Origin of the sequence: Celeribacter persicus (assembly GCF_003050785.1) — a bacterium.
GTDB lineage: Bacteria > Pseudomonadota > Alphaproteobacteria > Rhodobacterales > Rhodobacteraceae > Celeribacter > Celeribacter persicus.
The window spans coordinates 66,671-88,166 of sequence record NZ_QAOH01000015.1 but is presented as its reverse complement, the minus strand read 5'-3'; the positions used below and the strand labels follow the sequence as shown (position 1 = coordinate 88,166).

The window sequence follows — 21,496 nt, the reverse complement described above, 5'->3', positions numbered from 1 at the left end:
GGGCGCATATCCTGCTCACCGGTGAATACAGGTGGAAAAGGTAGGCCAGGATCAGCTTATGATACGATCCTGCCCCCAGCCGGAATCGACCCCAAAGGCGCTGAGCAGGCTACCGGTGGTCTGGTCGATGGGCGTGTAGCCCTCCGCCCGAAGAAGCCGGACAAGGCGTGTACGCTCGCGGCGACGGGCCTCCCGCGCCTCCTTGAGTGCATCCAGGCGTGCCAGACGATCACGCAACTCCGGGCTATCGGGGCCGATGTAACGCTGCGCCATATCGGAACCGACGCGGAATTTGTCGTACCAGAACACCCGCCCCTTGACGGTCACACGCGTGGGTGTGCCAATGATCTCTCCCACCTGCTCATCCTGAGCGAGACGAAGAAGATCGTGATAGGCGGCGATGCCGATGGGCGTGTGAAAGCGAGGCATAAGGCACTTATACAGCAAAACTTCGAAACGCTGTATAACCGATTTTCATTCGCTATACAGCATAATCTTCAACTGATGTATAACCGTCTATCCCCTCGAAAAGGCTCCGAACGCTTTGCGCACCACCTCCGCTGCGGGCTTTTCTGTCCCATCCTCGCGTATGAGGCCAAAGGCGCTTTGTTGCCGCCGCACCCATGGTTTTGCCCCCACCGCCTGAACATCCACATTCGGGAAGTCATGGAGCGTCCAAAGCATCACCCCTTGCGCCTCTGAGAGCGCCGCAAGCCGCGCCTCAAGCATCTTCGCCTGCCCCCGTTCGGAACCGGGAAAGCCAAACACCGCATTGTAGGAGCTTACACCGATTTCCGTGATGACCACCGGCTTATCTCCGACCTGCACCTGAACCGCAGCAAGGCGTTCCCTGGCCCCCTCGACAGGCGCATAATCGTGATAGCTTACCAGATCGAACTGATCGGCCATGATTGCGGCACTCTCCGCCTTCGCCCAGCCGACCGTCAGCGCCAGATCAGGCGCAATCCGCCGTGCCACGGCGGTGATGGAGCGTAACCACGCCTCGACCTCCCCTGCCCCGTGCAGGGCAAAATCGAGATCGGCCTCGTTTTTCAGATCGACAAAACTCACCGCCCCGGACGCGTTCAGAACCGGCAGGACGCGTTCGAGATAGAGAACATCTTCCGCCCACGTCTGCGCCCCGTATCCGCCGCGCATGTCAAAAAGCGTCGGAACCACGCTCAGCCCGTGGAGGCGCGCCAGATCGAGCAGCATGGACAAATGCCGCAGGTTCTCCCCTGCCCCCTCGGGTGCGACGAACACATCGCGGGGCAGAAAGACGCGCACGGAATTGGCTCCCATCCCGGCTATTTGTGCGAAATCTTTGGCGATCACATCCACATCGAAACCCGGCCAGAAAGCGCGCCAAGGCGTCTTGGCCGGGTAATAGTTCACCCCCCGGATCTCTCCCGACCATCCCGACCCCTCGGTTTCCATCGGCTCCGCCGCGCGGCGCTCGTAGGAAAAGAGCCGCCAGCCGTTCGATTCATTCATCAGCGTCGCAATGCCACGATCGGTGGTGACAGAAAAATGCGCGAGCCCGTCGTCCGAGAGCGCATAGCGCGCCACCTCCATCTCCACCTCCGCCTGAAACACCGAGCCGTCGCGGTGGAAAAACAGCGGCCAGGCGCGCTGGCTCAGCACCACCATACGCGTGTTATGCTCTTGCGCCTGAGCAGCGGCAATCTCCGCCCGCCCCTGCGCCACGCCCGTAAGACGCACGGACAAAAGCGCAGTCTCCCCCCTTGCCTGCGACAGCGCTACGGCCTGCCATGCCTCGGCCAGCGCCTGCCCAACCCGTTTCTCGTCCCCCGACGTCACGGGACGGTCAAGTGGCACCCGGGCCTCTTCCCAGACCACCAGATCGGCTTTCTCGGGCTGCGGGGTCAGAGCATCCGCAATGTAGAGATATTCCGTCTGTCGGGTTTGCAGGCGCTCATATCCTGCCCCTGCGGCCATCACCGCCAGCGCGAGCGTCACAAGCCCCACAAGGATCAGCGCAATCGGTCGTTTCATTGCACCGTCTCCTGCCGTGAGTCGCGCGGAGCCGGGCCGGGGTGGGCCACCTGCACGCTATCGCCAAAGGCCGTATGCACCCGAATCTCGTAGCCCCCCTGCCCTTCCGTCGCATTCCCCGCGAGCGGCACGTCGGTCCAGACATAGCCATCCTGCGCCCAACCGGACACATGCGCCACCGCGCCATCCAGCGCACGCACGGTCGCGGCGACCTCTGCCCCCTCATACAAAAGATGCCCCGCATCGGTCGTCAGAGGTCCCACACGCAACCGCAGCTCCGGCAGGTCCTCCCGCACCCAAAGACGCAGCTCAGGTGCTTGGGACAACCGCACACGGGCGATCTCGACCTCCGTGACCTTGGAAACCGTCGTGGCCAGCGTCGCCGATACCCCCGCGCGCTCTGGCATATCGCGTGTGAGCAGGTCCCCCCGCCCCACCGCACCGATGCTTCGGGCCGTGAACTGGGAGTAGTTCCCCACACCATGATCCATCATAACGGTGAGCGCCGTGCCATCCTCCACCGGGTTTCCGTAGCGATCCACCAGCGGCGCGGTGGTGAGCCCCATCACCTGCTCCGGTGCGCCTGTATCCTCGGGGATGACCATCAGAGGAACGGACGCCAGATCGGCAGTGACACCGTAGAGTGCGCGGGGAGATTGACAGCTGTCAACTTCCGCCCCGGCTGCAAAGGTTCCTGCCTCTGTCGCTGGCGCAAAGATCAGATCGCCGATCCCGTTTCGCGTCGGAGCACTCTCCTGTCGCTCCTCGCCCAATCGAAATGTGACCGGCAAACCATCCGCAACGAGATTGCCATGACGGTCGAGCACGATGGTCACGGCGTGCCCCTCATCCCGCCCCGCGACGAGACTTTTGGGCCCGATGAAGACGGCGCAGCTATCCGCACCATCGGAATACCTCATAACACTTTGAAATTTTTGATTTTTTTCCATGCCCTGCACACCCGACCACTCGGCGCGCTCCTCTGCAATCCAGGCAAGAGGCACCAAACCGAATGCATCGGACAGATAGCCCTCCCCCTGATCCGCCCAGATCGGCGCAGCCAGGCAAAGGTTCATCATCAGGATCAAGGCGTCAAATCGCATCTTCTCCTCCCTAAAACAGCGGCTCATGCACCATGCTCGATACATGAAGGCGTAGCACCGAATAGCCCGGCACACCCACTAGCGGAATGGTTCCGACCCTGGCATCCGGCAGACCCGTGTCGCTTTGTTGACTGCTGCCATTGACCACAAGCTCATCGGCGGGCACCTCGGCCACCATGGTGATCTCCTTGCGCGCAGGCAGATCGAGGGTGAAACGCTGCCCTTGCCCCGGCAGAATGTTCTGATCGACAAAACCCGCCTCGGTCCAGATCGGCTTGCCAGCGTCGTCATAGAGCAGCGCAACGATGCGCGTGACCGTGGCAATCTCCGTTCCAGTGTTGACCGCCTGCCCCGTGAGGGTGATCCGCCCGTCCGTTTCGTCGATTGTCAGCCCGTTGAGCCCGACCGCACGATACAGTCCCGATCCCGCGACCAATGCACGCGCCTCGATTGCAGCACTGTCGGGTGCTGTGGTCAGCTCGGGCGGGATAAACCGCGTCGGATCGAACTCCCCCACGACATCTTCGAGCGAGAGAACCCCCTCGAACTCCACACGAAACCCGGCGGTTTCGGCAGGCAATAGCCGCTGACCATCCGCAACACCTGCGCTCATACGCGACAGGGCCGGTCCCAGCCCCTCTGCCCGCAGATCACCGATGATCGTCACCTTGGCCGGGTCCGCATCGCCATTGGTCAGCGCACCGACGAGGCTATACCGCCCGTCCTTTTGTACCAGCCGCGTGTCCTGAAGAAAAATCCGGGGCCGGTCGAGCCGGTCACGATGCAAATCCGCCTCAATCCGAGCCTGACGCCGCCCGACAACATTCCAGGCGATGTCCGGGCGCCGCTGAAACCGCTCCGGCGTCTGGGTCGGACGCAGGACGGGCGGCACGAGATACCACATACCATCCCGTTTAACTGTGCGGATTTCACGGACATCTTGCCGAATGTTGACAGCTGTCAACCACGTCAAATCAACTTGCCACGTCCGGCTCACCTCGGTACCGCCCAGATCACGCAATGTTATGTCCTGCAATTTGCTATAAGAGGCGATGAGGCCACCCTGCCAACGCCAGTTAAACATCACGCTGTCGAATACGGGCCGGGTCAACGGATCGAAACGCTCGTAAGCGTCCTCAAAGCGACGCATGTCGAGATCGGAGAAATAGGCCTCGATCTGTTCTTCCGCGCTCAGTGGCTTTTGCGCGATCTGCCAAACCGAAAATCCACCCCATGTCATCGTACCGACCAGAAGCAAAGCCCCAAGGCCGAGCGCCCAACGCAGTAGACGCGGGGAACCGATCTCGCCCACTGTCATCACTGCGGGTCGCGAAAACCCGCAATGGATACCAAAGCCATAACGCACTGTTGTGTAAAGTAGCACCGTCATCGCGCCTAAAAGCACCAGCGGAGGCAACGCGCCCCATATTACCATCTGCCATACCGGAATATCCCGACGCGGCACGATGAAGGGCAGGGGGGTCACATCGGGTTTTTCCCAGACCGCAATGCCGTTGGGCAGCTTTTGCAACCGGTCCCAGCCGGTAAAAAACAGCAAAGGGTCGTAAAACGCATCGTTCGAGAAGATATATTTGAGGTGGTAGGCATCGGCATTCACCAAAAACTGTTTGAGGGAACCAAGCCCAGGAACACCGCTGAATTTCGCGTTTTCGAGGCGTTCGACCGAAAAGCGGGTCAAATCCGGCAGCCGACGGGCCGAATGGTAATTGCCGTCGATGGACTGCGCCTCCGTCAGCGCGGAGACATAAGCGAACTGATCCCCGAACCCAAGCGTGAGGTAGCGCCAGCGGTCATGTTCGTCCTCTTCGAGGAACTGCACGATAGGTGCAGGGTCGACAAATCGCGGCTGCATCGGTTGCATGGATGGGAGGATTGCGGCGAAGACGCTCAGCCCCACCATGGAAAACAGGTATCCACCCACCAAAGCGCGGTGCCCGCCACGTCCGAAAGCGGCACGCAATGCCTCACCTGATCGACCGAACATCAGACCTTCGTAGAGGCGTCCGAGAAAGGGCAGGATGAGGATCGTCGCCCAAAAGGTGAAACGGTCGAGTGTCAGAATGTCGAACGCGCCGCCGAGCATCGCACGGGGCAGGGGGGTCGTGCCACCGGTGCCGAGGATAAAGGCCACAATGACGGCCACCCCTAACGGGAAAAGCCGCGTGCGCAAGCTGGTATAAATCACATAGGGCAGAGCCAAAAGCGCCGTTCCCCAGGGCAGGAGGAAGAAGATGAATCCAAGATGCGGTTTTTCGATGAAGCTTTCCCGGCTGCCATGCGGAATCGACACCTGTGTGATCGGGTCGCTGACGGACCAGATCCAATAGGGCAGGACAGTGATCACAATCGAACCGACCATGAATGCCGCAAGGAAAATACCGCGCACAAATGCCCAGCTTAGACACTTAATTCGCTGGATTCGGGTCTTTTCCGCGTTTAGCTCAGCGACGATCTTTAGTGACAGCGGCGCGAGCGGGAGAATGAACAAAACACTGCCGAAAAGCGTCGTCACATGATGCGCTGCGGTGGTCGCACAAGCAAAGAGCACGGCGGTCAGAAAATCCCGCCACCGCCCGCCGACGATCCAGCGATAGACCGAAGGCAACCCATTGAGAAAGATACCGAGCGAGACAATGGTGGGCAGTTGCCCGAATATATGGACCGTTTCCGAGATCGAGGAGGAAAGCACAAGGAATATCGCGGCATAACCTGCGGCACGCGGTTCGACCCAGATCAGGGAAAAGCGGTAAACCCCGAGGGTCAAAAGCACCAGACCGGCCATCATCGTCACGACGAAACCCGCCCGAAGAGGCATCACATATTGCAGCGCTCCGATCGCCATATGCGTGCCCGGCGGGTAGGAGGTCGTGGCAAAGCCCGTGTACCAGCGCGGCTCCCAAGGGTCGAACCAACTGCGATGATAGCTGTCACCGAAGAACATATGGATGTAGGCGTCGTAAGTGTTGCCGTGGGTAAAGGGCAAAAGACCGCCGTGAAAGAGACAAATCCCCGCCAAAGCGAGCATCAACAGGCGCAATCCCTCGCTGTCCGGCGCCTTTCGGGCCGGTTCGCTCAAATGAACACGGGAGGTCACCGAACGGGTGACAACCTCTGATGAGCGGGCGACATCCGTCAACGGAGGGGTCCTTTCGGAACAGGGATAGGGTTCTGCGCCTCGACAGTATCGACGCAAAGCCCCCGGCATTCATCCCCGCCAAGGCATAGCCTGCACGCTCTTTGGCGCTGACCGCTATGCGAAAGGATAGGCGTGGCTCAGGTCGCACGGGTATTCTCCGCTCGCAACAGGGCCATGACCATCGGGCCGACACTAAATTCTGCCTGCGCCGCTTTTCCTGAAAGTGCCCTCAGATAGCCTCCTGGTTTGCCGATCTGTTCGGCGCGTTGCAGGATACAGGCCACAGTGATCGCGGCCGGGATCTCTCCCATAATCCGACAGGCCTCATCCCATCCGTCTTCACTGATCCCCAGCATTCCACGTGCAAAAGCGGCAGTTTGGACAAGCTGGTGCCAGTCCGAAATACCATCACGGGCATAATCGCGAATATCCGGAGCGGCTCTCAAAACCAATCCCAATGGCATACGGGTATCTTCAAGACCGGATGGGGTAGGGGAGGGCACATTCCCGTCCGCCTCTTCCAGTTTCTTGGAAGGTTCAGATTCTTTTTTAAATCGGGTTGAATATTGTATGTGACGCTCAGAATTAATGTCTTTGCCGTTCATTTCTTTTGTTTTCTTCTGAGAAAAGAGGTTATTAGCCGCATCCAACAAGGCGCCTGCCTGCCCTTCGATCTCACGAAGTTCCTCATGATCCAGCTTGCGGCGCAGCGCGCGCGCCAACAGCCGTGCCCGATCATCCAGCGCATCGAAATTACCTTCGAGCGTTTCCTGGGCATAGTCGATCAGCTTGCGCGCATCGCGCAGAAACAGGACAGCACGTTCTCGCGTACGTCTCAGGGCCTCTGCCGCCTCTTCAGCGGCCTGTGCGGCAGCGAAAATCTCATCCGCACGCAGTACAAGGGGGCGCAGATCGAAGCCAAAGGCAATCTTGAGCTGCCCTGTGCGATCACGGGCGGCATAGCGCTTGCCGTTGGGGCTGTCGTGCCGCAGGATCAGCCCTGCCATCACCAGAGCTCGCAAATGCCGGCGCAGGGTGCTTTCCGCCATGCCATGCGCACGGGCCGACAGCGCCGCATTGGACGGAAAAACAATGAGATCTTCGCCGGAGAGTTCGCGATCCTGATGAAAACTCACCAGCGCGGAAAGGACCGCCAGATCGCGATCGCTGACCCGAAAGGCCGCGCGGGCAGTCGTCAACGCGGAGAGAACCGCGTATTTGTCCACGGCTTCGCCTTCGGTGGACATTTCTGCCATCTGGCGATGCGCCAAAAGGCCAGCATCCACTGCTCGCCGCCCAAAAGGCGTCGTTGAAATATGTCTCATATGTTGTGTTCAGACAAAACGATTCCATTCGCCCACAAGACGGTGTTGACATCTGTCAACAGAGAGCGCATTTTCGGAAGTGCTAGTTCGAAGGGCCTCTCGGGATTTTATCTTGGGGGGTCTTTTCGTTTCTTAGGTCTGCCTCCTTGTTGTTGACTGCTCTCTCTGTCATTCCCCGCGCTTTTCAAGGAAAAGGCGGTGAATCTCCTCAATATTATCGACCAGCCAGCCGGAAAATTCCGGGTCGGTCAGTTTGATTTGTGCACCCTTGGCCGAGGATTTCGCCTCACCAAGAGCCTTGCCGTGCGCACCTTTCAATGGGGCAGGGGCATTTTGCGCCGGTTTCGGGTCTTTTTTCGGGGCCAGGGCTGCGAAGACCGCCGAAAAGCGATCATCAGACGTCTCCCCGGATACCAGTGCACAAACTTCGTCCGTGCCGCGTCCTTTGGCGCGTTCCGCCAGAGCAAGCCAGCGGTCGCGCCCCACGGAGGGCGCGGCGCCAATGGCGGGAATAAGACCCGAAGGCAGCGCTTCGACTATGGAAAGCATCCGTGAGATCACGGTCTTGTCGATGTGCAACGCGTCGCAGATCACTTTGCGCTCGAACCCCTGTTCGACCATCTGCGCGGCGAAATTGGCCTTTTCGATAAAGGACAGATCCTTGCGCGCGGCGTTTTCCTGACCCTGTGTGACGATCAGATCGCGGGTGTTGAGATCGCGCACCATGGCGCGCACTGGGCGGCCGAGCGATTTGAGGGCGGCGACCCGACGCCGGCCATAAACGATCTCATAGCGACCTTCGACATTGGGCGAGTGCCGCAAAAGCACAGGCACCTGTTGACCGTATTCTTCAATGGAAGCCGCCAGTTGCGCAATTCCGTCATCCTCGTCGAGTCGGTCCTTCAACCCCGCGTCGTCGATCAGATCGGCAGGCACCTCAATGAGAGCACGGTCGCGCAACTCGGCAATCGACTGGCTCACTGCGCCGATGGCCCCCTTCGCGGGGCGGGGCGGCACGGCAGCGCGCGGCGTATCCGCAGGGGCGGCGTCCATCAAAGCTTTGAGCAAATCCTTACGTGCCATCGTTTCGACCCCATGCTTGCTGAATCAGCTCTTCGATCTCCTGATTGACCGCGTTCAGGCTCTCGATCGCGCGCTCATAGGTGGCGCGGGTGAACTGGCCTTTTTCGACCTCGTAGAGTGTCTGTTTGGTGATACCGGCGTCCGAGATTGCGGTGGATTTGAGCACAGGATGGTTCAGAACATAGTCCCCGAACATCGAGCGCATGAAACTCACCATTTGGTTCTGCGGCCCGTCGCCCGGCTCGTAGCGGGTCACGACGTAACGCAGCCAATCGTAATTCATATCGCCGCCCGCCTCGGCCACGACGCCCAGAAGGTTCGATGTCATCAGCAAAAACTGACACATCGACATGACATCGAGCATCTGCGGATGCACGGTCACGAGAACGGCGGTGGCGGCAGAGAGGGCGGACATGGTCAGAAACCCGAGCTGTGGCGGACAATCCATCACGACCACGTCGTAATCGGATTCGATCTCCGCCAATTTTTCGCCCACACGGGTAAAGAACATCTGGCCCGAGCGTGCGGCAAGCACACGGGGCGTATCATGTTCAAATTCCATCAGGTCGAGATTGCCCGGAATGATGTCGAGATTGGTGAAATAGGTTTTCTGGATGATATCACGGATCGGCACTGGGTCCTCGTACCGGATCGCATCATAAAGCGTACCTCCGTCCAGCAGATCGAATTCCGGCTGAAACCCGTGCAGCGCGGAAAAGGAGGCCTGCGGGTCGAGGTCGATGGCGAGGACGCGGTAGCCGTCGAGCGCGAGTTTCTGGGCCAGATGGGCGGATGTCGTGGTCTTGCCCGAACCGCCCTTGAAGTTGATCACGGTGATGACCTGAAGATGATCGCCCTCACGCCGCCCCGGCAGGTAGGTGCCCGGCGTTTTCGCACCTTTCTCCAGCATCTCGCGCAGCGCCTGCACGTCCTGGGGCGAGTAATAGCGGCGTCCACCCGCACGGATTTCCGGCTCAGGCCCGCGCCCCTCAAGATGCAGTTTGCGCAGGTAGGCGTCTTTCACACCCAACAAATCAGCCACCTCTCCGGAGGTAAACTTGCGCAGCTCCTTGCGCGCATTGGGCGGGAACAGTTGCTCACGATGCGCCTGAAGACGCTCCGACAACCGGGCGGCATGATCTCCCACCAAAAGGTCGATACGGTCTTTTGCCATACTCTTGCCTCTACAGCCGCAAAATCGCAGCTTTTGTCCCTCGTTTGCACCCGCTAAAGATTGCATGACAGCCCCATGAGACAGCTCAGGGTCTGCCCGGCCTTTTGCCGGATTGAACCGATTGCGTGGCGTATGTTACGCTTTTTTGCGTCCATACCTGCTCTTAGCGTAAATAAATGACTGGAATCACCCGAGTCTGGCAAGCAGTTTTTTGCAAGATATGGTGTTTTGGGCCGGATTAGACACTTATTGGAGGTTCAAAAACAGCCATGCCCCCGAAACCGGAGGCATGAAAAAGGTCAATTCGACCGACTCACATCGTCTTGAAGCAGAGGGCCATAAGGCACAAACCCGCACCATATGTGTGGGGCAGGACTTAGAAAACGAAGTTGTCCTCGTCCATTAGATCACTCCATTTCGTATCATCGTCGACATCAACCAACATGCGCTCATTGGTATCCGGTATCTGGAGCATGAACATGACGTTTTCGTCCATTTCGACTTTCCAAGCTTTGAGATCGGCGAGGCTTTCCACCCCCTCGTGATCGGCAAAGGACAAGCGATCCTCGCCGCATTGAAAATCCTCGATCCGGTCCAGTTTTTCCATCCGTTCCACCGGGGTACCGATCAGGTCGTCCCAGGATGCCAGATCGCCAACCGCAAAAGCGAAGATATCGGCACCTTCACCACCGTCAAAAATATCCACACCGATACCACCAGACAGAATATCGTCGCCATCGCCACCGGACAGCGTATCGTCCCCCCAGCCACCCAGAAGAACGTCATCTCCAGCGTCACCTTCAAGATGATCGTGACCGCGGTTGCCAGAGAGAACGTCATGCCCCTCACCGCCATGCAAAATGTCGTTCCCCCTGTACCCGGAGATGCGGTCATTACCGTGATCTCCCCAGATCTCATCGTGTCCACCCCCTCCGACAAGCCGGTCATCGCCCGCCCCTCCGTGAATCATGTCCTTACCCGAACCGCCATTGACGAAATCGTTTTCGCTTCCGCCCCAGATCCGGTCGTCTCCGGCTCCGCCATAAATCCGGTCATTGTCCTGACCGCCAGCGATCAGGTCATTCCCGCTTCCGCCGGAAATCCGGTCGTCGCCTTTACCGCCTTCGATGACATCATTCCCGGCACCCCCTCTCAGGATGCCATCCGCCGTAACGATCTGCTTACCAGCGGCATCGAAGCGGTCGAGATTATCGTCATAGATCCAGTCATCCCCATCGGTGCCTGCGGCCAGACCGGAGTTGGCGGCGTAGAGTGCGTTCAGTTCCGCGACTTCGTCCGCAAACAATTCAAAGGGCACATGATTGACGTGATCGACGAATTCCACGCGCTCAAGGCTGTCGATATCTTCGGGGAAGGCGGAAAAATGGCGTTCCTCGCCACCGTCGCGCGCGCCTTCCAGCGCATAGAGGATATTGTCGCCGATCTTGAGCCAGAATTGCTCCTGATACATTACGAGTTCGACTCCCTGCGGCAGATTATAGAGGTCGATCTCATTGCCCTCGATCCAGATACTGTCCTGAGATGCGTCGAAATCGTCGATCCGTCCAAGGATCGGGGCATTGGCGTCCTGAGTGTTCACGAACTCGAAGCGATCCGCTCCCTTGCCTCCGTAGACATGGTGGCCCTGCACGCCGGTTTCGTTGGTCACATCCATGATAATGCGGTCATCGCCCAAGGCTCCCGACATATGAATCTGGCCTTCGCCGGGGACGGATCCGATCAGCGTATCATTGCCACGATGTCCCCACAGACCGTTTTCACCGCTGGCATGGAGCGCGCTCAGGAAGTCGTTTCCACCATAGCCGTCAATCCAGACCGGCCCCATTCCATCGCCGCGAATGACATCGTTCGCACGGCTGCCCTTGAAATGGGTCATGTCGCTCATATTCATTTTCATTCGCGCATCTCCGGCCTTTCAAGATCTCTCCGTTCGCCAAAGCAGGGTCTTTGACGGGAAGCGACTTGCGACTTCGGTTGGTGTCCGGGCAGAACGGCTCTGTAGGCCATGATGAGAAAAACCACACCGCGACAGGCTGAGTGGTAGTTCGCATTCGGCCATCCGTGTTCCGCTGCCCGGATGATCTGAAACCATTATGAGAAAGTCGTCTGTGACGGTCGCGGCTGCCGAGGGCTAATGCATCTATCCTTCGGGATATGCTGTGAAACCAAAGAGCCGAACTGGCACAAAAGGCATCGCCAGAACGCAAAAGAAAACGCGCCGAAAGCGGCGCGTTTGCTGGGTCAGGCCCACGGAGAAGAGAGAGATCAGAAGGGCAGGACCTCAGCCAAAACGACCTTCTCCGGCGCGCCGGAGAAGATGTCACTCATGGCACGCTCATACCTGTTCCACGAGATCACTGCACGGTTCCCCGCCACCCCGTGATAATAGGAACGCCCCGAAGGCGTCGGCAGACCGGCCCAGATCCTGGCAAGGTTGGTCATGAACACCCGTTGGCTCAGGCTGCCACGCAGAAAATCGGAATAACCCGCCTCTTCGAGCAGCAGATCGGCGAGGAAATCCTGCGTCGTTTTCGAATAGCGCGTGCTCCTCGGCAGGCCGCTCCTGCGCACCAGACGTTTGAGGGTTTGGGGAATGAGTTGATAACGCCCGATGGCGTGGTTCTGGTTCGGCGTGGCGGCGATCCAGTCGTAAATCTCCCCGATGGTCATCTGGCTGGCGGGTTTCGACGGCTTCTGCCAGGCGCTGTGCACCACCGCATCATACCCCGCCTGCGCCGCCTCGACACTGGCGATCAGGGATTTGAGATTGTCCGTGGCGCTGTCTTCGAAACTGGGAGCAAAGGCCCGGATAAGCTGCACCTGATCGAGCTCCGTTACCTCCGAATGTGCCACACGATAGGAATGATCCGTTCCCGGTTGATACGACGCCTCCGGCATGGGGCTGAGTGTGTCATAGGCAAAGGTCATGACAGGTTCGGCAGAGAGGGCAGAGCCCATCAGGCCACAGCAAAGCGTGGCCGCGAAAGCGGTTTTGTAAAGCGACATCCTTGGTCTCCATAGCGACAATGAGAACTGTGCTCATTGTGACCGATTCCACGTTTTGACAGGGGCGTGCGTCGGGGCAGGGGGCAGGTCCGAAAGCATAGGAGGCTGCGCCCGTTCGTATGAAAATCTCTGCGAAATGTTCATGAAAACGGCCGCCCCCCGGATGCGCAGAGGGGGGCGGCCTTTTCCCGGCAATCGTGTCGCTCAATTGCCGAGAAATCCATCCAGACGATCCCAGAGGGAATTGTCCAGAAGCATGTTGAAACGGAGATAGACCCCTTCCTGGTAAAGATCGGACTGGTTGGCGACCCGACCCCGCGTGTGGTTGTAGCCAAATGCGATCTGCATGCCTTTGGTGAGCACATAGCCGATCTCGGCACCAAACCCGGAGGCCGTGTTGCCCGCATCGTCCCACAGATGGCTGGCGTTGAGCCCAATCTGGAACCGGTCATCGCCGAATTCCCAGTTCAGCCCCGCCTGCGCCAGTTGAGTGAGCGCCTTGGACGCCGCGACATCGTCGAGCGCGTAGCTCTGATACTGGCCGGCATATTTGCCGTTAAGACGCAAATCGGCGCTGGCCTCATAGGTGGCATCCACAGACCACATATGGGTTTCCGTGCGCCCGTGCTTCTCTTCGAGCCGATGCTCGTACCAAGCCAAAACCTCAAGGCGCGGATCCGTGAGCGGACGATAGGCCAGCCCCAGCCGTGTGCGCATGCGGGTGTGATCCTCGTCGCCCCGTTGATCGAGCGCGATGCGCGACCGGCCGAGGAAAGTGAGGTCTTCGCTGACTTTCCCGGCCATGCCGAGGCTGGCGTAATAGGTCTGGCCGGTAGGCTCGAACGTGGCCTCAAGATCGGCATCCCCCACCCAGCTTTCATCCGGTGCCTGCCATTTCGCACCGAGCGCGACAGAGGTCAGTTTCGCCTTGGAGGTTTCAAGATCGCGCGAATGTTCGATGTCGAAGGTGAAAGTGGTGAACTCGTCCCGGTTCCACACGGCATTGAGGCCTTGGGTGTAGGTGGTCGCCTCGGTCCCCGCACCACGGCTCAGATCGAAAGTACCGGTCAGCCAGTCGTTCAGTCGGTAATCGAAGCCAAGCGCAAACCGTGTCAGCGCAGCGCCTTTGTCAAAGGTCATCTCGGTCTCGCTATAGACCCGCCAGCCCTTTTCCGGCTCGGAGGCCAGCGCCAGCGTCAACTCCGGCGCGCCCGTCCCCGTCAACGGATAGCGCAGCCGCGCATCCACCGTGGTGCGTTCGCGGTCCTGCGGCACCCAATGTGCACCAAGAAGCAAGGCGGTTTCTGTCTCGCTTTTACCGACGCTGTCACGGCGCTCGATCTCCGCCCCGATCTCGATCCCGAAATGCGGTTTGATCTGGTGGGCGTAAAGCGCGTTGAGACGCATGAGCGTGCTGTCTGCGATGCGATCACGATCATATTCGCCAGTGACCGTCAGGTCGGACCGGCTGTCGAGTGTCTTGCTGTAGGCAAAGCGCAGCTGGGTCTTGCCCGCGCCGGTCAGGGCAGAAGGCGCATAGAAGCCGTTGTCGGTGTAAATTGCTTCGGCACTGAACCGGCTGTCTTCGGTCACCCGCGCATAGGACAGGCGTGCGGCGAGGCCCGATCTACCCTCGGCATCCTCGGACCGGGCCATCTCCGCCTCCCATTCGCCGCCGTTCGCAGCCTCATGAGTGACATAGGCAGAGGCCAGACGGGTCCGCGCCTCCGTACCACGGGCGGCATCGGCATGGACCAGACGTGCGCCCACCATTGTGCGCTCGGACAGGGCGTGATTCACCTCGCCGCCATAAATCCAGTAGCGGTCCGCGTCGTCCGTTTCGACCTCGAAGGTCACGCGTACGGAGATCGGATTGCCCTCGGCGTCGAACTGATGCAGCGGCGTGTCGAAGGTGATCGTATCGGCGAAGAAATCCAGCAGATAGTCGGTGCCCCGACGCAGTATCTCGGAGGACAGGATGTCCCCGCCATCTTCGTCGCGCACAAGGATCTCGACACGTTCGGAGCCCTCGACATAGCCCTCAAGATCAATCGGGTAGGGACCAGACACACCGCGCCCCGCGATCTCCACGATCTTTTGCGTGGCAGAGGTGCGTGCGGCAAAGACGGTGACAGAGGTGCGCTCATTGCTCCAATGCGCCTTGGCACCGGTGACGACCCGGCCCATCTTGCCGAGTTTGAACGCCTCCGCCTCCGGCGAAATGTCGAGATCGCCGTAGAGCACGTAGGAGCGGCCCTTTTCCACCTTCACATAGAGGTTGGAAGACGACTGTGCGTCATAGCCGCGTTCGGAATTGTCACCGTAGACCGGGTAATATTCATCGCCCCGGATGTCGCGGAACAGGCGCGCCTCAGTGTCGCGGTCGGAATTGTAGCGCAGGGTGAGCAAGGTATCGCCACGGATCACGCCCTTGAGATAGAGCGAGCCGCGCAGGCCCGTGGTCGTGTCCTCGAAACCGGAGAACTGGCTGGCGGGCAGAAGCGTGCCTGAGCCGGAGCCACCCAGAGACACCGCGCCCTCGATCACACCGATGAGAATGCGTTCATCGAGATTGGGGGTGAAGGCGACGGTGACGCTGTCGCTATCGAAACCCGCACGCACGGTGAGCGTATCGGGGCCGGAGACCTGCGGCGGGATCACGTCGAAGGTCGCCTCTCCATTGTCGATGAAAGCCTGAATACCGGGGGTTTCGGGACGAATGTCCTCGACATCCCAGATCGCACGGCGCGCCTCAAGCGTCACCACGGCAGAGGCCGGCACCAGACGCCCGCCCGCGTCCAGCAGACGCAGCACAACCGGGAAAGGCGTGGTCGGATCGGCGCTGGTGGTCTCCGGTGCGATAATCTCGATCCGGGCCGGATCGCCGGGGGCGATCAGGGTTATCTCGACACGTTCGCGCTCGATCCCGAAAGGATCGCGGCCCACGAGCGTGAGCGTGTTGACACCGCCGCGCAGCGAGACGGCGACATATTCCAGCGCCTGAAGATCGCGGGATTCGAGCGTGCCGCGCTCCCCGATCCGGTCCGCACCGATCTCGCGCCCGTTGACCGATAGGGTGAGGGTGAGGGCCATGTTGGCTTTCACACGCAGGGTCACATTGCGCCGATCCATCACCTGACCGTCTTCAAGACCGATAAACCCGGTCTCGTTGTCGAGTCCTTTCATCAGCTCGGCCAAGGGCAGGGCAGCCTGTACACGTTGCGCCTTTTGGGTCAGATCGGTCTCTTTTTCGGCTTCGGCTTGACGCGCGAGTTTTTCGGGCGACAGTTGGGTCGTCGTGGCAATCCCTGCTTCGGTCCGTGCCGAGCGCGTCGCCGGACGGTTGCCGACAAGCGGCAGGTCGGCGGCAGTCAGTGCCTCGGTTTTTGCATTCTCATCGAACCAGGCACGGCGGGCCTCGATTTCGGCCAAGGCCTCGGGGGTGCAGGTCTCCACCGCGAAATGCTCAGCGCGCAACTCGCCTTTGCGCAGAGGGATCAGGCGCGAACCACCCCTGCCCAGGTCGTTGGTCCGCGTGATCGCGACAGAGGTGCCAAGGGGCAGGGTTTCGGGCTGTACAAGGAACGCATGCGTCACCGGAGACAGACCGTAGAGCGAATATTTGCCTTCGCGGTCGGTGACCACGGTCAGGCCCTGATCGGTGACAATGCGCACGCCGGGAATACCCGGCTCGTCCGCGCCTTCACGCAGACCGTCTCCATCGCAGTCCATGAACACGGAGCCGATCACCGTGCCTTCGCGGGCAAAGACGCCCCCGGAATTGTCGACGCGCACCACGGCACGCGCCACAGGCGAGGTGCGCGGCGTGCCGGTGCCGACCTGAAAGCCAGAAAACAACGCAGTGTTGACCTTGTCACCTTCGCCAGCAGCGGCAGTGACCTGCATCGTGTAGCTCAATTCATAGCCGGTGAGCGGGGCGAGGGTGCCGAGATCGAAACTCAGATCGCCCGCCGCATCGCGCACAGGATCGGTCAGAGATGCGCCATCGAACCGCACGGAGCCGGGGACCAGAACCATCCCGTACGCCGGGCTGTCGATCAGCACTGTGTGCATGATCGCCTGATACATGTTGTTGTTGACATCGAGCGTATAGGTCACGAATTCCCCGATCCCTACCTCATCTCGATCCGCGGATTTTTCGAGCGACAAAGGCGCGCCGTAATAGGGGTCGACGGGAATGTCGGAGACCATCGGATAACCGCCTCCATGAGTAAATCCCTCGCCATAGCCCGCCTCGGTCACGATCCGGCCATAGCCCGGAAAATCGGCCCGCTCGGAGGGGTAGACCCAATCGTCCGCGCCCACCAGCCGATAGGCCAGCGTGTTCGCCGCTTCGGGATCGAAGGCGAAAAAGCCTTGGGCATCGGTGACAGAAGAGCCCATCATCGCGCCCGTATCCGCGTCGATCAGCGTGACCATGGCTCCCGCGACCGGTGCGTTGGTGACGGAGTTGAACAGGAAATTGCCGGGGTTCACCCAAAGCTCGTCTTCGAGCCGGCCGGTGCCGCAATCCGCATAAGCTTCAATCCGGTCACCATCCGTCGTGGCCATGACCCCGTCTTGCGACCGGGGCAGATCCATTTCGACCAGCGGAATGTCCGTGGTCGTGAAGACGCCGGTGTTCGCGCCGGTTTCACGCGCGGCGACGGTTTCCACATCACCGGTACGCAGCGAACGCAGCGTGATCTGTACCACGTCGATTCCGGCACTGGCGTTACAGCCCCCGGCCAAAAGCATCAACGCGGTGTCGGTGCCGATCTCGCCATAGGTCATGTCGTCCCCGGTATCGGGATCGAAGAACCCAAGGCTCGCTTCGGCATCCCGTGCATAAACGGTGGTGTTGGAGGCCACGTCGAGCGTGTCGGAAAGGCCAACGACAGCAGTGTTCTCAATCGAGATCGCACCGAGGTCCACGGCGGAGATGACGGAAAAGGACGGGTCGCTGGCGTAGCCTGCGGGGTAGGGGCCATCATGGAAAAAGGCCACCGCGTCGATGAGGCTCAGATCGGCGGGCAGGGCAGTCACATAGTCATGCAGGGCCGCATCGCGCAGGTGATAAAGCGCCACCATGCCCCCCGCACTGACAGGGGCTGCAAATTGCGTGTTGAGCGGGATGGTGTCACGCAGAAGCACGCCGGAGACGTCCGTCCCGTCAATGCGCACCGCTTCACCGTCACGCGTATCATAAGGCGCGAGATCAGCCTCCGAGTTGTTGCGCAGGTGCAGCGTATAGGTCAGGCGGTCGGTCTCCTGGCCCGGTGCAACGGCTTGGGTCTTTTCAAGCTCAAGCGTCGCGGACATCAGATGCGTGATGCCCCGAGCTTCGCCGCTGACCGGCACGTCCGGCACTTCGGGGCTGATGGCAGAGACCGAGAGCAGGGACGTGAGGGTCATCCCGGTTTGCGCTTCGGAAGCGACCTGGAATTCGTAGATGAGTTGCGCAGCCCCACCGGGAGCGAGCACGAGCACCGTGTTCATCGGCAAATCCGCACTGTCGATCACCCCATTGGCGTTCACATCGTGGTAAAGTCGGCCTTCGCGGGTCATCTCGGCGGTCTCGACATCGGCAATGGAGAGCGTGGTCTCAAGCGCGACATTGCCTGTGTTTTCCACGTCGAAATAATACTGACCGATGGCGCCCCGCGACAAAACAAGCTCGGAATAGCCGGAAATCTCAAGCGCCGGAACGGCGGCGACAAGAGCCTCGACGGGATTGGAAATAACCGTTTCCTCCAGACCGAGCGCCGGGTTGAAAAAGGTGGCTTCCGCGACATTGCGGATCATCGTGCCCGCAGAAAGGGAACCCGCATCGGCGGGAAAGGAAAACGAGAGAGCGCATGCGACAACAGCGGCAATCCGGGGGGCGCATACATTCAACGTCTGAGAAAAACCGCGCATCTGGTCTGTCCGTCGAATGAGAGAGAGGGAGAATGCGCCCCCACCAAGGTGAGCGAGAGAGAATGGTGGGGGCGCATGGGAGGTTACTGATCCACCTGAACGGTGAACTCGATGGAGGCGATGGAGCCCGGAAGCACGGTGCCGTGCGAGGAGCTGACGCCTGTCGGGCTGATCGTTGCCGTTGCCGTACCGGGGACGAGCGTCTCGCCACATGCACCGCCACAGTTCGTGACAAAGGTGTAGGCCGGCGCCGCATCGTTGATCAGCACGTTATCCGCAGGGGACGAGCCGGTATTCTCGGCTTCGACGAGGTAGCGGATACACTGACCCGGTTCGACATCGAGACGTGTCTTGGTAAAGGTCCCCACCGTGCCGTCGCAATTCGCGTCGATGTACTGATATTTAGTCAGCGTGACGTCACCGGAGATGATCTGGATCGTGTCGGAGGTGGCGTTGTCGGCCGTGTCCGCATCCGTCTGGGTACCGTTGAGCGTCGCATCGAGCGTGATCGTGCCAATCTCCGACACACCGACCGTTGCTGTCGAAGGCGTCTGAACACGATAGATCAGCGAGAAGCTGTCGCCCGGCGCAAGGCCGCCCGCGATGTCGTTGAAGTTGTCGACAACCGGATCGGTCGCATCAAGCACACCGTTGTCATTTGAGTCGTAGAAGATCGCGCCGGAGAAACCCGACAGACCGCTTTCCGAGATCGCGCCATCGGTGATGGTGACGTTCCCGGTGTTGGTCACGGTGTGAAGGATGTCCACGACACCGCCCGGAGAGGCCTGAACCTGCTGATCTTCGATGATCTCGACATTGTAGATCTCGTTGACCGTCACCCGGTTGGTGATGCTGTCGGATTGGCCGGAAACCGCAGAAGCGACATTGATGTCGATCAGCGTATCGCCCGGCAATTCATACTCAGGCGGGGTCACGACCACATTGATCGTCTGGGAACCACCCGCCGGAATGGTGCCGGTATTGGAAACAACCGTCCCATCAGCCAGTTGGAACTCCACGGTCCAGCCCGCTGGCAGGGCGGTGCCCAGCGACAGCGTGTAGGTGTCGGACACCGGGCCGTTGTTCTCAACCAGCATCTCAAAGCTGACAGGTGCCCCCGGATCGGTCGCCGTGGTGATCCAGGGCGTGCCGCCATTGGTCGGGGCCGCGCCATCGCCCTCGGACCCCGCAACCGCGTTTTCGAGATCCACCGCGGCGGCCAGAACCGCACCGGTGAACTCGGCGGTGGAGGTGTCGGAGACGCCGGAACCCTCGGACGTGGTGGTCACGGTGGCGGTGTAATCCGTCGTTGCAGTCGGGGCCAAGTTGGTTGGAAGCTGGGCGATCAGGGTCACCCTGGTGCTTTCGCCGATGGCAAGCGGACCGATCGGACCGACGATCGGGGTTACTCCGTCAGAGCCGACAAAGCGGAAGGTGGTGCCCGCCGGGTAATCGACATTGGATACGGCAACGGAAAGACTGTCCGCCACGTTGGAGTTGTTGGTCAGCACGAATTCATGCTTGATCACACCGCCCTGATAGACATCGGCGCTTTCGGTCACCACGTCATTATTGGCCGTGTCATCGTCGGTAGAGGACGTGGTCGCGGTGTTCGGTGAGAAGTCCGGGTTGATCGCGGTATCGGCCACAGCGACGGCATATTGCTCATCGACGGTGATCTGCGCGGTGTTGGAGTTCGGGAAAGCGGTGCCGTTCACGTTCTGCGTGGCGGTGTTCGAAATGATCCCGGCCTGCGCGGTCGCGGCCACGGTGGCCTTAAACGTCACGCTGCCGGAACGGCCAGAGCCCACGGAGGAAATCGTGAAGCCGACGGTTTGCGCGTCGTCGTAATCCCAAGCGATGGTTTCACCCACGCCGTTGGTGGCATCCGTAGTCGTCGGTGTGTTGTTATCATCGAGCGCACCCGAGGCGTCGGACCACACGGCAGAGCCCGGCACAAAGGTCAGATCGCCGTCGAGAATGTCCTGAACAGAGTAGTTGTTCGCCGCCGCCAGACCAGTGGAGGAGTAGGTCAGAGTGATGGTCACTTCATCGCCCGCATCCACGATCCCGTTGATGCCCGGGTCGACGGTCATCTTTTTGACCAGTTCGACGATGGCATCGGTGGAGATGGTCAGCGTGTCGGTGTTGACCGAGGAGACGCTGCCGTCGAGCGCGGAGGTGGCGGTCACGGTGATCGTGTCCGTCCCGGTCGCGGTGGAGGCGACGGTTGCTTCGATCACGACACCGAACTGTTCACCACCCGCAAGAACCGGGGTCGAAGTGATCGGTGTCGAGCTGTCGGCCACACCGTCCATATCGGCATCCGGGTAGAACACCAGATTGGAGGTGTCGAGCGTACCGGTGTCGGTCTCAATCGCGGTCAGTGTAAAACTGTCCGTGCCATTGCCGTCATTGGTGATGACGTGAGGCAGGAAGGCCTTGCCGCCCGGCGCAATGGTTTCCGAGTTGTCGGAGGTCAGGGTGACACCCGCAACCTGCTGGACCACGGTTTCGACCGTGTTCGAGGTCACGGTGATCGTGTCTCCGGCGGAGTTCTGATAGGTGGCGACGGCTTGGTTGCCGATGACCGCGCCCGCTTCGGGAGCGGCGGCATAGGCGGCGGCTCCGAGGACGGAGACCACCGCCACGGCACTGGCCGTGCGCATGAATTTGGCGTGATAGGACACTT

11 protein-coding genes are annotated in these 21,496 nt (G+C 60.2%); all 11 read right to left on the bottom strand.

The annotated features are described in order from the left end of the window. Positions 1 to 51 precede the first annotated feature (51 nt). Positions 52 to 429 (bottom strand): nucleotidyltransferase family protein, encoded by a 378-nt coding sequence (locus C8N42_RS16185; RefSeq protein WP_107817621.1) that lies wholly within the window; start codon positions 427 to 429, stop codon positions 52 to 54. Between the two features lie 87 nt (positions 430 to 516). Then, positions 517 to 2,016 carry a glycoside hydrolase 5 family protein gene (locus C8N42_RS16180; protein WP_107817620.1) on the bottom strand — a complete coding sequence of 500 codons (1,500 nt, stop codon included), beginning with the start codon at positions 2,014 to 2,016 and terminating at the stop codon, positions 517 to 519. Next, entirely contained in the window at positions 2,013 to 3,119 is a 1,107-nt protein-coding gene (locus C8N42_RS16175; RefSeq protein WP_107817619.1) for a hypothetical protein, read from the bottom strand. Before C8N42_RS16175 ends, C8N42_RS16180 begins: the two co-directional genes overlap by 4 nt. A 10-nt stretch (positions 3,120 to 3,129) precedes the next feature. After that, a complete protein-coding gene (locus C8N42_RS16170; RefSeq protein ID WP_107817618.1) occupies positions 3,130 to 6,276 on the bottom strand; it encodes a hypothetical protein in 3,147 nt (1,048 codons plus the stop codon). Positions 6,277 to 6,413: 137 nt separating this feature from the next. Beyond that, a complete protein-coding gene (gene repC / locus C8N42_RS16165; RefSeq protein ID WP_107817617.1) occupies positions 6,414 to 7,601 on the bottom strand; it encodes a plasmid replication protein RepC in 1,188 nt (395 codons plus the stop codon). 168 nt (positions 7,602 to 7,769) lie between these two features. Then, complete coding sequence (gene repB / locus C8N42_RS16160) at positions 7,770 to 8,684, bottom strand: plasmid partitioning protein RepB (RefSeq protein ID WP_107817616.1); 915 nt, start codon at positions 8,682 to 8,684, stop codon at positions 7,770 to 7,772. Next, complete coding sequence (repA, locus tag C8N42_RS16155) at positions 8,674 to 9,858, bottom strand: plasmid partitioning protein RepA (RefSeq protein WP_107817615.1); 1,185 nt, start codon at positions 9,856 to 9,858, stop codon at positions 8,674 to 8,676. Before repA ends, repB begins: the two co-directional genes overlap by 11 nt. A gap of 376 nt (positions 9,859 to 10,234) precedes the next feature. Next, the gene (locus C8N42_RS16150) at positions 10,235 to 11,764 is read right to left on the bottom strand and encodes a calcium-binding protein (RefSeq protein ID WP_170109338.1); all 1,530 of its coding nucleotides are present in this window, start codon (positions 11,762 to 11,764) and stop codon (positions 10,235 to 10,237) included. 380 nt (positions 11,765 to 12,144) lie between these two features. Further along, positions 12,145 to 12,885, bottom strand: a complete 741-nt coding sequence (locus C8N42_RS16145) for a lysozyme family protein (protein ID WP_107817613.1) — start codon at positions 12,883 to 12,885, stop codon at positions 12,145 to 12,147. 204 nt (positions 12,886 to 13,089) lie between these two features. After that, a complete protein-coding gene (locus C8N42_RS16140; RefSeq protein ID WP_245890205.1) occupies positions 13,090 to 18,690 on the bottom strand; it encodes a hypothetical protein in 5,601 nt (1,866 codons plus the stop codon). A gap of 197 nt (positions 18,691 to 18,887) precedes the next feature. Further along, positions 18,888 to 21,494: a beta strand repeat-containing protein gene (locus C8N42_RS16135; protein ID WP_245890202.1), complete on the bottom strand. Its 2,607-nt coding sequence runs from the start codon at positions 21,492 to 21,494 to the stop codon at positions 18,888 to 18,890. Positions 21,495 to 21,496 lie beyond the last annotated feature (2 nt).